At 55.2% G+C, this 16,247-nt stretch carries 6 protein-coding genes; all 6 read left to right on the forward strand.

Annotated features, from left to right (window positions below; genetic code table 11):
* The first annotated feature begins 162 nt into the window (after positions 1-162).
* On the forward strand, positions 163-7,692 hold the full coding sequence (locus P9H32_RS09170; RefSeq protein WP_322608598.1) for a hypothetical protein: 7,530 nt from the start codon (positions 163-165) through the stop codon (positions 7,690-7,692).
* A gap of 67 nt (positions 7,693-7,759) precedes the next feature.
* Positions 7,760-9,676 carry a ribosomal protection-like ABC-F family protein gene (abc-f, locus tag P9H32_RS09175; protein WP_322608599.1) on the forward strand — a complete coding sequence of 639 codons (1,917 nt, stop codon included), beginning with the start codon at positions 7,760-7,762 and terminating at the stop codon, positions 9,674-9,676.
* A gap of 304 nt (positions 9,677-9,980) precedes the next feature.
* Positions 9,981-10,625, forward strand: a complete 645-nt coding sequence (locus P9H32_RS09180) for a TetR/AcrR family transcriptional regulator (protein ID WP_322608600.1) — start codon at positions 9,981-9,983, stop codon at positions 10,623-10,625.
* Positions 10,626-10,646: 21 nt separating this feature from the next.
* The gene (locus tag P9H32_RS09185; protein WP_322608601.1) at positions 10,647-11,801 is read left to right on the forward strand and encodes an efflux RND transporter periplasmic adaptor subunit; all 1,155 of its coding nucleotides are present in this window, start codon (positions 10,647-10,649) and stop codon (positions 11,799-11,801) included.
* Between the two features lie 80 nt (positions 11,802-11,881).
* The gene (locus P9H32_RS09190; protein WP_322608602.1) at positions 11,882-14,920 is read left to right on the forward strand and encodes an efflux RND transporter permease subunit; all 3,039 of its coding nucleotides are present in this window, start codon (positions 11,882-11,884) and stop codon (positions 14,918-14,920) included.
* A gap of 11 nt (positions 14,921-14,931) precedes the next feature.
* Positions 14,932-16,242 carry a TolC family protein gene (locus P9H32_RS09195; RefSeq protein WP_322608603.1) on the forward strand — a complete coding sequence of 437 codons (1,311 nt, stop codon included), beginning with the start codon at positions 14,932-14,934 and terminating at the stop codon, positions 16,240-16,242.
* Positions 16,243-16,247: the final 5 nt, after the last annotated feature.

The following is a 16,247-nucleotide window of genomic DNA, read 5'->3' on the forward strand; positions in this document are numbered from 1 at the left end:
TTCCAGAGACTGCAAATCCGCAAGCCGATCGGCTTCCGCTTTTCCGGGGCTGGATTTCTCAGTCCTCTATTACATACCGCCTTGGGGAGAATTTATTATGCAGCTTAACCGGCGCATGACGCGCTGAGTCTGCCGTGCCTGCGCCATTTCGGGAGAAGAGAAATGAAAGCACATGACGCACATCCGGCAATCCGTTTATTTGTATTAACTGCGGTTCTTCCACTCGTGTTTATTCCAGTCCTTCAGGCGGTTCCGGACGAACCGATCATCACCAACGGTATAGCTTATTTCGAAGGGAACCAGTCCTGTGGCATGGTCTGGACCGCATCGACAGCCGTTCCATCCATTGTTGTCAGCAACCTGACCGCCGATATCACTCCGTCTAACGGTACGACGGGCATTATACTAGACGACAACAAGGAGTCTGTTGCGTTGTCGATGATGTATCACAGCAACGACTATATTATCCGCACCGAGGGAAATTCAGCCATGGGCATCATGGCGGACAGCGGTGCTCCTCAGGGAACGGATCGGGGAACTGCGTCTGGAGGAAATGATGGAGTCTCAGGCGGCACGGGTGGTAGCGCTGACAAGGTGTCTGCATTCATCATAGGAGCGATTCAAACTGCCGGAACGAATTCTCTCGGAGTTCTGGGCATGAGTACAGGGGGTCGAGGTGGCAAAGGAGGTAATGGAGGTGAGGGGTTCTTGGATGATGGCGCGGGCGGCAACGGCGGCACCGGCGGGAATGGAGGTTCTGTCATCATTACCGGACAGATTGCCGTTGCAACATCAGGGAGCATTTCTCATGGAATCATGGGCCTGAGTCAGGGGGGGGATGGTGGAAGCGGCGGGCATGGATATGAAGACGCTGGAGGTAAAGGCGGAACCGGGGGTGTGGGCGGCATGGTTTCAATTATTGGGGGTGGCCTCATAGAGACCTCAGGTGATGGTGCAAGTGGAATCTACGCACGCAGTGCCGGCGGCCAAGGAGGGAAAGGTGAACAGGGTCATGGGAATGCCGATGGCGGGAATGGCGGATATGGCGGTCATGCGGGTTCCGTGGTAGTTACCAGCACATGGAATATTGCCACATCCGGTGCCGGTTCCAGCGGTATTATGGCTATAAGCTCAGGAGGGGCTGGAGGTCGCGGTGAATCCAATGGAAGTGATGTTGGGTATCACGCTGGTCGCGGCGGAACCGGAGGGAACGCCGGATCTGTTTGGGTAACCGGCAGTGGCACTATTGAAACAAGAGGAACCCACTCAAGCGGTATCAATGCGCTTAGCGCAGGGGGCTCGGGAGGAAGGGGAAGTGCTGGATTTCAATCCGGTGATGGAGGAAGAGGGGGTGCGGGAGGTGCCGGTGGCACGGTCACCGTAAACGGAAGTTGGACCATTGATACAGTTTCATCCGGTTCGCATGGAATATCAGCTGGCAGTTTGGGCGGCGATGGAAATGACGGAGGGAATGGTAAGTCCGATTCGGCAGATGATGGCAATGGGGGTTCTGGAGGTACTGGTGCCAATGCGGGGGATGCAGCGGTTTCAGGAAATACTGAAATAAGAACCCAGGGCGATGGTGCTTTCGGTGTTTTAGTGAAGAGCGTTGGTGGTCGTGGAGGAAATGCCGGAGAAGCATATGAAGACTCTGGCGGCCGAGGCGGAAACGGAGGACAGGGCGGTTCTTCTTTTTTCAGCGGTTCCGGCAGTATCGAAACTGCGGGTAATGGGGCCTATGGTATTTATGCATTGAGTTCCGGCGGACTGGGCGGACGTGGCGGTGAAGGCCATGGGAATGCCCATGGCGGAGATGGAGGCCATGGAGGTAGTGCAGGTAACGTAGTGATGACCAGTAACTGCCATATTGCGACAGCTGGATCTAACTCTACTTGCATACTTGCCGAGAGCATAGGAGGAGCCGGAGGGAGTGGGCATAGCAACGGAAAGGATGTGGGATATCATTCGGGTGATGGAGGGAGCGGGGGTAATGCCGGTTCAATTGATTTAACAGGGTTTGGATATCTGGAAACCGAGGGAACTAATGGTGCCGGTATCCTTGCGAAAAGCAAAGGGGGTGCGGGAGCGAAGGGTGCCGGTGGCTTTCAATCGGGTAATGGCGGAACAGGCGGTTCCGGAGGTGCTGGAGCAGAAGTTCGAATGAACGGGAATTGGAATGTCACAACATGGGCCGTTGCATCACATGGCATTTCCGCAAGCAGTCTGGGAGGCCAGGGGGGTGATGGAGGAGGGAGTGATAAAGATTGGCTGGATGATGGCAAGGGGGCAGATGGCGGCCTTGGAGGCAATAGCGGTAATGTAAGTGTTTCAGGAAAAATTTCCATCGCCACCTCGGGAGAGGGAGCCTATGGGTTGCTTGCATTGAGCGAGGCGGGAAACGGTGGTAATGGAGGGACGACATACGATAATAAAGACGTTGGAGGAAAAGGCCGCGTAGGTGGTGATAGTGGAATGGTCACGATTACGGGGAGCGGACGCGTTGCGACCTCGGGTCACAACTCTAAAGGCCTTATAGCTGTGAGCCGGGCGGGCCGTGGCGGCGACGGGGGGGATGGGAAAGACTGGGCGGACGGTGGCAACGGGGCCGCCGGCGGGGATGCGGATGCTGTTTTAGTTGATGGCAACTGGCTCATCTCAACCCGGGGCACAAATTCGGCAGGAATCAGCGCTAATAGCTTTGGGGGTTCCGGCGGCACGGCGGGAGCGGGGGGATGGGATCTGTTTGCTGATGATGGAGCCGGGGGCGGCTCGGGCGACGGAGCCAACGTCGCAGTTTTTTTCAAGGGTGAGATTGAGACTCAGGGGAAGGATTCACATGGAATCTTCGCGCAAAGCATTGGTGGTTTTGGAGGTAATGCACCTGAGGAACCGGATGAAATTATTCTGATTTCTTTGCCGGCTTTTTCAGGGTCTGGAGGAAGTGCCGGCGGTGGAGGAAATGTTAACATTGAAAACTATGGAAAGATTCTGACCTATGGTACCGGATCCCATGCCCTTTTTGCTCAAAGTATTGGGGGGGGGGGCGGTTCCGGAATCGCGGAGGAGTTCGAGTTTTTTTGGGGTGCAATTACGATTCATCAAGATGCTCCACAGGGAGGCAATGGCGGGAGGATTGCCATATCAAATGGCGGGGTGCTCCAGACGACCAACCATAATTCCCGGGGTATTTTCGCCCAGAGTGTCGGGGGAGGGGGAGGCAATGTTACTGATTCCTTCTCACTGTTTTCCAATCTGGGAGGTACAGGAGGTGCAGGGGGCGATGGTGGAACCGTATCTGTTACCAACTTTGGTCGTATTGCTACAGCTGGAAACAATTCCGAAGCTGTTTTTGCCCAGAGCATAGGCGGAGGCGGCGGTACTGGCGGAGGAAGTGCCGCAGTGGGGTGGTGGGGGAGTTTGGCGATTGGCGGTACAGGTGGAAAAGGCGGGGATGCCTCCACCGTAGATATCCAGAATATTCTGGATGGCGTTATTTCAACGACGGGCGAAGGTTCTTTTGGAATTTTTGCCCAAAGTGTCGGAGGCGGCGGCGGACAAGGCGGATATGCAACATCGGTTTCTGCCGGGAACGGAGGATCTCTGGCGGTAGCTATTGGAGGTCGAGGCGGAGAGGGTGGAGATGGCGGGGCTGTAAATGTAGATAATGCAGCTTCAGTTATGACGTATGGTAATAATGCCCATGCCATTATTGCGCAGAGCGGCGGGGGGGGCGGAGGATCAGGAGGTCAAAGCATTGCCGCAAGCGTGAGCGATAAGGTCGCGGGTTCATGGAGCATGGGAGGTGCCGGAGAAAAAGGAGGCGATGCGGGAACAGTAACCGTCAATTCTTCTGGATCGGTTATTACGGATGGGACTCATTCCTATGGGATTCTGGCCCAAAGCGTTGGTGGCGGAGGTGGAGACGGAGGAACCAGTATTGCCGGCAGTGGCGCGGTTAATGGGGCTGTGGCAGTTTCGATTGGCGGGCTTGGCGGGCCTGGCGGTTTTGGCGGAAACGTATACGTTACAAACAGCGGAGAGATCATCACCCGATCCAGCAAGAAGGGCGAAGTTTCCAACTTCAGCTCCAACCTTGGCCCGGACGAAGTTGAATCGCCGATGGGATCGGCCGGTATTTTTGCCCAGAGCATCGGTGGTGGTGGTGGAAACGGCGGAATGGCCTTTTCAGGAACAATTTCCGGAGGGGGTAAGTCCATAGGATTATCAACTGCTTTCGGGGGAAAGGGCGGAACCGGGAACTCTGCGGGGGATGTGATGCTTCTGAACGCCGGATGCATTGAAACGTCCGGGATCAATTCGCCGGCAATTATGGCTCAAAGTATTGGAGGAGGAGGCGGTAACGGTGGTTCCGCCTATTCCTTCGGTCTTACTGTACCCATTACCGACAAAGCATTTAACCTTGGCATATCCTCTGCCGTAGGAGGTCAAGGTGGTGAAGGAGGTATTGGAGGCAGGGTAAATGTGATGAATGACGGAGAAATGACAACGCGAGGAGATGATTCACAGGGAATTTTTGCCCAGAGTATTGGAGGTGGGGGAGGCAATGGGGGTTCGAGCCTCGCTTTATCCTTGGGGCTCAACTTTACCGCCGCAGGCAAACAGTTGTTGTTAACCCGTTCACTCGGAGGAGAAGGGGGTGAAGGAAACTATGGAGGATCCGTTTCCGTAGATAACAATGGGAATATCCTCACCTTGGGGGATATGTCGGACGGTATTCTTGCTCAGAGCATTGGCGGGGGGGGCGGTAACGGAGGAGATGCTCAGGCTATCTCGCTGAATCTGGGATGGCAGAGCATAAGTCCAGTCGGATCACCCACATCTATTTTGAAAGGCGACTGGATGGTTGGCGGGGATGGAGGCAGCGGCAGCCATGGAGGGGTTGTAGCCGTCACAAACCGTGAATCTGTTCAGACAGAAGGTATAAAGTCCCGAGCCATCTTTGCCCAGAGCATCGGCGGGGGTGGCGGGGATGGAGGAAATGGCATAAGAAGCCTGGGCCCCATACTGGATGCTGCTAAATTCATTCTGGACACGACGCCTTACTGGCAAAACTTGTCATTTGTAGTCGGGGGCAATGGCGGTAGCAGCGGGAATGCGGGTGCGGTCAATGTTTGGAATTCGGGTGATCTGGTCACCAGCAATTATGCTTCGCCCGCCATCCTGGCACAAAGTGTTGGAGGTGGGGGTGGTATCGCTCAGGATTTTTATAAGGTGGAATCAACCGGATCCGGTGGAAGTGCAGAGGCCGGTGCTTTAGGTAAAGTAGGCATCGGAGGAGCAGGCGGGTCTGCAGGAGACGGGGATCGCGTGGATGTTTTCAATAGCGGAGATATTCACACGGGAGATGACGAATCCCATGGTATTTTCGCCCAGAGTGTGGGCGGAGGTGGCGGAATCGCCGGAAATGTGAGCCGTGTTATTGATGACGATATGTGGCTGGTCGGAGGTCTCGATGTCGGGCTGGGACTGGACTGGGCTCGAGACGGCGGGTGCGGAGGAAACGGCGGTAACGTGACGATTACCAACTTGGGCCATATTGAAACTCATGGGATTCGTTCCTTTGGTATCTTTGCACAAAGCGTCGGTGGGGGCGGGGGGCTCGCCGGCGGAAAATCACTATTGGCTGACGGAATCTCATATATAACCGATTTTTTCAGTGGAAGCGTCGGTGGCTATGGTGACAGTGGATATGTCCGAGTCATGAACTCTGGTGATGTCATCACCTATGGAGAAGCATCCGATGCGATCTTTGTACAGAGTGTCGGTGGCACGAATGAAAACGGCAAGGCGAAGGGCCAAGGAGAAATCGTTCAGATTGAATTGATGGGCAGTGCGATGGCATTCGGAACCAATGCAAACGGTGTATTTGCCCAAAGCACGGGTGTTAATGGCGGAACGAATATCACAATAAGCATATCCGACGGTGTGGTTCAGGGCGGCTACGGAACCGGCACTGGAGTGCATATATCGGGAGGCTTGTCTAATACGCTGGCAAATTATGGCGTGATCTACACGATGAACGGGGCAACGGGTACTGCAGTAAAGGGTGAGGCATTTGATGAATCGATTTTCAATGCAGGTGAAATCATCGGTTCGGTGGATCTCGGCGGCGGGAAGAATAATTTTTATAACAGGGAATCGGGCACGTTCAATTCAGGTTCTGTTATAAACCTTGGTGCCGGCAACTTATTGGTCAATGCGGGCACCCTATCCCCTGCCGGCGTGACCACCTTGCTGACGGGCGACTATATGCAAACGACTTCCGGCGTACTGCGCTTCGATGTAAATGGAAGTGCAGGAAGCGACCAACTGGTGGTGGATGGAACCGCTACGCTGGATGGAACCATTTGGATCGTTAATGGGGGAGGGGTATTTACGAATGGCATGATGTTCGATGTGCTCATTTCATCGAATGATCTTGTGGATACATTCAGCCACACAAACCTGCCTCCGGCCAAACCGTTATTGTTTTTCGGATTGGAACAGGAGTCAGACCGCATCAGGGTTACCTCCACGGTAGATCGTTTTAAATCGGTGGCAAAGAACCCCCTCGAAAAAAGAATGGGCCGGCTCCTCGATGCGCTGATTCCAACCGCACCGGGTGACTTGCTGGATGTTATGGCCGCATTCCAGAAAGCGGATTCCGCGCAATACCAAAGGGCCTTCGAAAGTCTGAGTCCTGCGGCGCACGGATCGTCATCGCAAGCCGCGATCTCTTCTGCAAGACAGGCTTCGGGCGGAGTGCGCAGCCGCATGAGCCGTGTGAGCCGCGGACCCGGCGCGCAACCAACCGGCGTGAACGGGCCGGATATTGGTGATCTGCGAACGGCTGATGGACGGCCGACCGGGTTCTGGATGGGGGCCATCGGCGTGCTGGGCGATCAGTCGGAGAAAGATGGCTATTCCGGTTATGAGTTCACTACCGGCGGCTTTGAACTCGGATACGATCGGATCTTCGAGAGTAAAACCATTCTCGGTGTAAGCATCGGCTATGCAAATACCGGCGTTGACCTCGATAACGATGGAGGCGATTCAACGATCCGGTCGATCGGCGGAACGGTCTATGGTGCACGGCAGGCGGATGCGTGGTATTTCGAAGGGATACTCGGCTATGGAAATCAGCGGTTTGACAGCGACCGTAATGTGACGGTTGGCACCATGAACGAGGTTGCGAGAAGCGAGCATGACGGCGATCTGTTTTCGCTTGCGGGCAAGGTTCGTTATGATATCGACCGGGAAAAATGGACGTTTTCACCTTTGGTATCGCTGTACTGGTTCCATCTTGATGAGGACGGATTCTCCGAAACCGGTGCACCCGGAGCCAACCTGATGGTTAATTCGCGTAGTAGCGATGCGCTGCTGTCCGAATTGGGCGCACGGGCGATGCTCACGATTCTATCCGGGGAGCGCGAGTGGAAGCCGTTCCTGAAGCTGTCCTGGTTGCACGATTTCGATATCGGCGATCAATCGCTGACCGCAGCTTTTGAAGGCGCTCCGAATGCGCCGTTCTCGATTGAAGGCCCGGAGCCGGACAACGATGGACTGTTGATTGGCACAGGCTTCTATTTCATGGGAGCGGACCGGTTCAGCGCGGGTCTCGGTTATGAAGCTGAGCTGCGCAAGAGCTTCAATGCCCAATATCTCTGGGGTGAGCTGCGGTTTGCGTTCTGAAAAAAGTTCCAATGGCTGGAAGTTGCAGGCGGAAGCCTGTAGGTTTTTCAGCCTTTGGAATTTTTATATGATCGATTTTATACAGGTGAGTAAACAGTTCGGTACGCAGGATGTGCTGAAAAACGTGACGTTCCGGATTAATGCCGGGGAGCGGATCGGCATTGTCGGCCCGAACGGGGCGGGCAAATCGACCATCTTCAGCCTGATCAATCATGAGATCGAAGCGGATGCCGGCGATATTGTACTGCCGAAGCATTGCCGGATCGGCCATCTCAAGCAGCAGCTGAATCCGCATGAAGTTGAACTGAGTCTGATCGATTATACGGAAGACTCGATTCCGGAGCTGAAAACCATTCCCGAAAAAATCCAGACCTTGGAAGAACAGCTGCAGCATTTCCAGGGGTTGGAAAAAGAGCGCGCGTTAAAGCAGGTCGGCGAACTTCAGCATACCTATGAGCATCTGGGCGGTTATGAAATGCGGGCCCGGGCCGAGGCGGCGCTGAGCGGACTGGGTTTTCATGTGGATGAATTCGAAAAACCGTTTACGTCGTTTTCGGGCGGCTGGCAGATGCGGGCCGAGCTGGCACGTACTTTGATTGCCAATCCGGACCTGCTGATGCTCGACGAACCGTCGAACTTTCTCGATCTGCCGGCGGTGGAGTGGCTGCAGAAATTTCTGCGCGGGTATGAAGGTACGATGCTGCTGATTTCGCACGACCGCTATCTGCTGCGTTCGCTGGCGACGGTGACGCTGGAAATTGCGGGCGGTCAGGCCACGCGGTATCAGGGCGGTTATGATTATTATCTGACGGAGCGGGAAGATCGAATCCGACATCAGCTTGCGGCCAAGGAAAACCAGGATCGCGAGATTGAGCAGATGGAAAGTTTCATCAAACGGTTTCGCGCCAAGTCGTCCAAGGCGGCACAGGTGCAGAGCCGGATTAAACAGCTGGAGAAAATGGAACGGATTGAGGCGCCGGCGACGGTGGCCAATACCTCGAAAATCCGTCTGGCGGATCCGCCGCATTCAGGGCACGAAATTATCCGCCTGGAAAAGGGCGGGTTTTCCTATGACGGCCGGCGCTGGATTTTCCAATCGCTGGATCTGAATATCAACCGCGGCGAAAAAATTGCGCTGGTCGGTTATAACGGAATGGGCAAAACGACGCTGTTGCGGACGCTGGCCGATGCGCTGGATTTATCGGAGGGGAAGCGGGTGCTGGGCCATAAAGTGGTGGTCGGCTATCAATCGCAGGATTTTGCCGAAACCATGAATCCGGAAAAATCGGTGTATCACATTGTGAAAGATGAGCATCCGGTGGCGATGGAATCCGAGGTGCGGAATCTGCTCGGTGGATTCGGATTCAGCGGGGATACGATTGATAAAAAGGTTTCGGTGCTCAGCGGCGGCGAAAAAATCCGTCTGGCCTTTGCGCGGCTCTTTATTGATCCGCCGAATTTTCTGCTGCTCGATGAGCCGACAACGCATCTCGATGTGCAGGGGCGTGAAGCGCTGGAGCAGGCGCTGAAAAATTATAAGGGTGCGTTGTGTGTCGTTTCGCATGACGTGACCTTTGTGCGCAATATTGCTGAACAGATTATTGCGATTGATGATTCCGGCGTTTCCCGTTTTCCGGGTAATTATGATTATTATCAGGAGAAGGTGGAGCAGCGTGCGGCAAACGTTTCGCCGCCCGCAGCAGGCGGGACGGTGTCTTCACCGGCCGGGACCTCGTCGAAGCCGGCGGTTAAAGGCAAAGATGCCCGCAAGGCCCGCGCCGCACAGCGCGAGGCGGAAAAGGCGCTGAGTAAGATCGAGCGAAAGATCGAAAAACTCACGGCGGAGCAGACGGCGCTGACCGATGAAATGATGGCACGGCGCGATGCCGACTTTGCCTCTATAAACGCCCGTCTGGCGGAAATCCAAGGCGAAATCCAATCTCTGGAAGCCGAGTGGGAAGCCACCGCTGAAGCATTAGGCTGAGCGCTATTCTCTCTTCTTTAACGATCTGATACCACTTGCTGAAACATACGGGTATATATTTATCACCCGTTCCGCTGGAGGGCTCGGAGAACGCAGAATCCTTCCGCCGTGTTCCTCTGGGTCCGCCGTGGTGAACCTTCGGAGATTCTGGACTGCGAGGTTTATACCGAGAAATAATCAAACAGAGTATGAGCTTCATTTCCCCCTGATTTAGTCAAATGAGTAAAAATCGAATTTAATCGATTGACTAAATTAATCGCCCGACTAAATTAGGTCGCACGATTAAATTAATCAAAGGGCAGTTATGAGTGGTTATTCAGTAGCGGAATCAACGAAAGAGCGTTTGATTTGTGCGGCAGGACAACTTGCGGCGCAGCATGGGATAGACAATGTATCGACCCGGGCCATTGCTGAACTTTCGGGCGAGAATATCGGCAGTATCCATTACCATTTTGGGGGCAGGGACGGACTGATGGAGGAGATGGTCCGTTGGGCTATCGAAGCTTGTCGTCATCATATTGAACTTGAAGTGCTTGGGGATCTTCCGGCGCATCCGACACCGGAAGAACTCTCGAAAGCGGTGCGTCAGATCGTGGTACGGGAGATGGATGATCTGTTCCGTTCAAACCGCCCGCTTTGGCATTCGCAGGTCATCTATCAGCTGATGCAGCGCGATGATGAACTGTATCACATATTCCGGCGAAATGTGATGGAACCGAATCTGGATGGTCTCTTTCGCTTTTTCAGGGTGGTTGATCCGACGCTGACGGACGAACAGGCGTTTGCCCATGTGACGGTGCTGAAGATGCCGATTTTTGCCCATGCAAATTACCGCAAAGCAATGCTGGATCATCTGGGCACCGAGGATTTCAGGGAATCCTATTTCCAGACCCTGGAAGATTTGCTGGTGAAACAGACGCAGTTGCTGCTGGGGCTTCCGGAAGACTGATTTGTAAAGGAGTGTTTGGAAATGAAACTGAATAAAAAACTGATTACGGGAATCGGCGGTGTTGTCCTGCTGCTTATTTTGGTGGTGCTCATTGGTGTGGCTTCGGCAGAACGGAAAATGGCGGAAAAACATGCGGTTGAGGTGAAGTTGGCCGAAGAGAATGCACCGCGTCCGGTCCGCTGTGAAAAAGTTAAGGCGGAACCGCTGAGCCGCGGCCATTCCTACCCGGGGGTGGTGAAAGCCTCCGAAGAAACGGCGCTCTCGTTCCGTGTCGGCGGCCCGCTGACGGAAGTGAATGTGGTACTCGGCGAACCGGTGAAAAAGGGCGACTTGCTGCTGCAGATCGACCCGCGTGATTTCGAAGACCGCATTCAGTCGCTTGAGGCACAGCTGGCCGGCGCGGCGGCGCGGCTTGCAAATGCACGACAGGATTATCGGCGTGTGACGCAGCTTTTCGAAGAAAATGTGGTGGCGCAGGCGGATTATGACCGTGCCGAAAGTGCCAATGATTCCGCGGAAGCTGCGGTGAAAAATATCGAGGCGCAGCTGCAGATTGCGCGGCATGCGCTGGAGGATACTTCGCTGCGGGCACCGTACGACGGCACCGTGACGGCTCAGCGGGTTGAAAACCATGAGATGATCAGTCCCGGTGCTGTTGTGCTGCAGTATCACGCCATTGATAAGATCGAGATTGTGGTCAATATCCCGGAGAATGAGATGGGTGGGATTCCGCTGAACCGCACGGATTCTTATGTCGAGGTTTCCTTTCCGGCGTTGCGATCGCAGACTTTTTCGGCGCGGCTCAAGGAATGGAGTACGCTGGCCGATCCGCTCACTCGCACCTATGCAGTAACCTTTGAACTCAATGTTCCGGAGGGGGTCGTAATTCTGCCGGGGATGACGGCCAATGTCGCGTTCTCGAAGCCAGAAGAGCAGGCGCTGGTGCTGACCGTTCCGGTTTCGGCTTTGGTGGCCGGCCCCGACGGTGGTTCATCGGTCTGGGTGTACGATGAAGAGCAGGAAACTGCGGCACTGCGCTCGGTGCAGGTCGGTGTGCTCAGCGGCGACCGCCGCGTGGTGATTGCTGAAGGGATTGCTGAAGGCGAGCACGTGGTCGTGAGCGGAAGCCGTCTCATCCACGAAAACCAGGCGCTGAAAACCGCATCCGTTCACTAATTCAATTTTTCCGCGGAGCGCGCTGACGCGCCGCTTTGCAACCTTTCAGCCTGCGTGGTGAAAGACCGAGGACCCAGAACATGAATCCAGCAGCATTTGCTTTAAGAAAACGAACGGTCATGGTCGTGATGACCATCCTGCTCATCGGTGCGGGCCTGCTTTCCTATCAGAAGCTCGGCCGGCTTGAAAATCCGGATTTTACCATCAAGACCGCTTTGGTTGTTACCACCTATCCGGGGGCCAGCCCGGCGGAAGTGGAAGAGGAAGTCACCGACCCGGTCGAGGAGGCGATCCAGTCGATGAGCCAGCTCAAGGAGGTTTATTCAACCTCTATGGAAGGCATATCCATTGTTTATGTCGATGTGCAGGACACTTATAAGAGTGCAGAGCTGCCGCAGATTTGGGACGAGCTGCGCAAAAAAATCAGCGATATGCAGGGCGAGCTGCCGCCGGGAGCCGGGCCTTCGGTGGTTAACGATGATTTCGGCGATGTCTATGGTGTTTTCTTTGCGCTGACCGGCGAGGATTATTCCTATGCTGAGCTCAAGGCGTACGCGGAAGATCTGAAAACTGAACTGTTGCGCTGCGACGATGTGGCCAAGATTGCCTTCTGGGGGCTGCAGCAGGAAGTGATTTATGTCGAGTTCGAGCGTTCCCGGCTGTCTGAACTGGGACTGTCGCCGAGCATAATTGCCGGAACGCTGCAGTCGCAGAATGCGGTGCAACCGAGCGGCAAGGTTGAAATTGACGGCAATTATATCCGTATTACGCCCACCGGCGATCTGGCCAGTGAGCAGGTGATTGCCGATCTTTATATCGGCGGCGGAAACCAGCTGGTGCGCCTGGGCGATATCGCAAAGGTTTCGCGCGGCTATTATGAACCGGCATTTAATAAGATGACGTTTAACGGCAAGCCCGCCATTGCTCTGGGGGTTTCTACGGTGGCCGGCGGCAATGTCGTTACCATGGGGGAATCGATCAAGGAAAAACTGGCCGAGCTGGAACGTACCATGCCGCCGGGTATGGAGCTCGATTCCATCTATTACCAGAGCGAAATGGTTACGAAATCGGTGGGTGGTTTTGTGCTCAATCTGGTGGAAGCGGTGGTGATTGTGGTTGTGCTGCTGATGTTCTTTATGGGCTGGCAGAGCGGTCTGCTGATCGGCGCGGTACTGCTGCTCAATATCTGCGGAACACTGCTTGGTATGGAAATCATGGAAATCACCTTGCAGAAGATTTCGCTCGGTGCCCTGATTCTCGCGCTCGGTATGCTGGTGGATAACGCCATTGTGGTGGCCGACGGCATTCTCATTCGGGTGGAGCGCGGTGAAAGCCGCGAAGAAGCCGCCAAAGAGGTGGTACGCGATACGCAGTGGCCGTTGCTCGGCGCCACGTTTATTTCCATTCTGGCATTCAGTGCCGTTGGTTTTGCACCGGGTAATGTCGGCGAATTCTGCCGGTCGCTGTTTGATGTGATGCTGATTTCTCTGCTGTTCAGCTGGGTGCTGGCGGTCACGATTACGCCGCTGTTCTGTGTATGGTTCCTCAAGATTCCCGACACGCACGGTGAAGATCCGTACGACAAGCCGATGTTCCGGCGCTACCGGAAGCTGCTGCATCTGACGGTTCATCACCGTCCGATCACCCTCGGGGTTACTACGGTGCTGCTGATTGCGGCCGTTATGGGATTCAAGAAGGTTCCGCAGTCCTTTTTTCCGGGGTCTCCGACGCCCTATTTTTACGTGAACTACTGGATGCCGGCCGGCACGCACATTGACCGTACGGCGGAAGACCTGAAAAAAATCGACGAATATATCCGCTCGCTGGACGGGGTGAAGCAGACCAGCGCTTTCGCGGGCGAGGGTACGCTGCGCTTCATGCTTTCGTACAACTACGAGACGGCTGACCCGAGTTATGGCATGATTCTGGTTGAGACCGAGGACTATCATGACATTGCGGATATGATCGAAGAGATCGATGCCTATCTCTCCGCGAACTACCCGCAGGCCGAACCCTACTGCAGCAAAATTCCCAACGGACCGCCGCTGGCGTTCTATGTGGAAACACGCTTCTTCGGGCCGGATAAAACGGTACTCGAAGACCTCGGAAAACAGGCGCTCGCCATTATGCAGGCGGAAGAGACGGCCAAGGATGCCCGGCTTGACTGGCGGCAGCCGGTGCAGGTGCTGCGGCCGCAGTATTCCGAAGCGCAGGCGCGCCGTGTGGGAGTAACCCGTTCCGATCTGGCACAGTCGCTGGCACTCAATTTCAACGGTACTGCGGCGGGGCTTTACCGCGAGGGCAACGAACTGATTCCCATTATGTTCCGTCCGCCGGATGCAGAGCGGGTCGGTGTGGATAATTTTGACGATGTCCAGGTATGGAGTTCGGCCAATCAGACCTTCATTCCGGTGGGGCAGGTGGTGACCGGTGTGGAGACCGAATGGGAGTGGCCCTACATCATGCGCCGCGACCGCCGCAATTCGATCACGGCCCGCTGCAACCCGGTATACGGTTTGCCGGATACCCTGCGTCTGAAACTTGCGGAACAGATTGAGGGCATCGAACTGCCGCCGGGCTACCGGTTTGAATGGGCCGGCGAATTCAAGGAATCGGGCGAAGCCCGGGCTCCGCTGGGAAAAACCTTTCCGATCTGTCTGCTCGGCATGTTCGTGATTCTGATCTGGCTGTTCAACTCCGTGCGCCGGCCGATCATCATTTTTATGACGGTTCCGCTCTCGATTATTGGGGTTGCGTCGGCGTTGCTGCTCACCGGCATTCCGTTCGGTTTTATGTCCATCCTTGGCTTCCTTGGTTTGTCGGGCATGCTGATCAAAAATGCGGTGGTTCTAATCGATGAAATTGAACTGCAGCTGACCCGGGGTATCGAGCCGTATAAGGCCGTTCTCGATTCGTCGGTCAGTCGTATGCGGCCGGTGATTATGGCGGCCGGAACCACGATTCTCGGGATGGCGCCGCTGCTGTCCGACGCACTTTACTCGGGCATGGCGGTTACCATTATGGGCGGTCTCTTTGCCGCCACCTTCCTGACCCTGATCGTGGTCCCGGTGGCTTACACCATTGTCTACCGAATCAAAGCTGATCCAGAACACCTTTAGGAGTTGCTGTTATGAAAAAATGGATTTTATTTGCCTTGCTTTTTCCCATGCTCGGAACCGCTCAGACCAACGGATTGAGTCTGGCGGAAGTACGCCAGAATGTGCTGAAAGGCAATCCGTCGGTGCGCGAGGCCGTGCAGCGTATTGCCGCCGCTGAAGCGGTTCAGAAACAGGCCCGTTCGGCATATCTGCCAACGGTGACGCTGAGCGCCTCTTATGGTCATGTGGATGCCAGTCTGCATCCGGACAGTGATCCGGAGACGCGCTACGGTGACAGTTTTATGCAGGGCACCGGCGGACTGCAGGCCAACTGGCTGCTGTTTGACGGATTCGCTCGCGAAGCCCGTTCGCTGGCCGCGAAATACGGCGTGCAGCAGTCGCATGAATTTGCCGCCGAAACGCGCCGTCTGCTCATTCAGTCCGCCACGGTGGCCTATCGCCAGGCGCAGCTGGCCCGGGAGAATGTGGCGATCGCGGAGCGCGATCTTGCGTTTAATCGGAATCTTGAAGCGGACGCAAAAAAACGGTTTGACGCCGGTGCGCTGCCGGAATCGGACGTACATAATTTTTCGATTCGGGCCCTGCAGGCGGAAACGTCGGAGTTGCGTGCGGAGCTGAACTATAATACCGCCTGTGCCATGCTGGCCGAGCTGATGGCGCTTCCGGAAGCCCGGTTGCCGCAGGCCCTGCAACCGGTCCCGATCAACTTTGATGAAACGGGATCCATTCCGGAGCTCGAAAGTGAGTTCAGGTATGCGTTGACCCACCGGCCGGATTATCAGGCACTGACTTCCGGACAGTTTGCGCTGGTTCAGCAGACGCGCGCCGCAAAAGGTGAAATGATGCCCAAAGTCTTTCTGAGCGGGGAAATGAATTATGCCGATCGCAGCGGTTATGCCGATGCAGGGGATCATGGAAACTATGATTCATTTGCCGGTGTGACGGCTTCGTGGGATCTTTTTGCAGGCGGCCGAAAAACAGCCGTCGTAAAGCAGGCGCAGGCGGATTTACGTGCACTTGAAGAGCAGCAGGAGTCGTTGAGTCTGTCGATCCGGTCCTCGCTCCAGCAGCGGATTGACGAGGCGGAGGTGAGCAAGGCGATTTTCCGGCGTTCGGAAAAAATTCATGCCCTTTCGGTGCAGGTACGCGACAGTGTTGAAAAATCGTACAAAGCAGGAATGGAATCCATTACCCGTCTCAACGAAGCGCAGACCGATCTGGTCCGGGCACGGGGTTCGTATACCACAGCATATATTGCCTATCAGCTGGTGTTGAATCAGCTCGATATTGAAACCGGGCGTATTCTGTCGGAGCTTGAATAGGAGAA

Source organism: Pontiella agarivorans (assembly GCF_034531395.1).
GTDB lineage: Bacteria > Verrucomicrobiota > Kiritimatiellia > Kiritimatiellales > Pontiellaceae > Pontiella > Pontiella agarivorans.

Coding starts and splice junctions, on each gene's coding strand:
- P9H32_RS09170 (WP_322608598.1), top strand. CDS start 163: ATGAAAGCACATGACGCACATCCGGCAATCCGTTTATTTGTATTAACT.
- P9H32_RS09180 (WP_322608600.1), top strand. CDS start 9,981: ATGAGTGGTTATTCAGTAGCGGAATCAACGAAAGAGCGTTTGATTTGT.
- abc-f (WP_322608599.1), top strand. CDS start 7,760: ATGATCGATTTTATACAGGTGAGTAAACAGTTCGGTACGCAGGATGTG.
- P9H32_RS09195 (WP_322608603.1), top strand. CDS start 14,932: ATGAAAAAATGGATTTTATTTGCCTTGCTTTTTCCCATGCTCGGAACC.
- P9H32_RS09185 (WP_322608601.1), top strand. CDS start 10,647: ATGAAACTGAATAAAAAACTGATTACGGGAATCGGCGGTGTTGTCCTG.
- P9H32_RS09190 (WP_322608602.1), top strand. CDS start 11,882: ATGAATCCAGCAGCATTTGCTTTAAGAAAACGAACGGTCATGGTCGTG.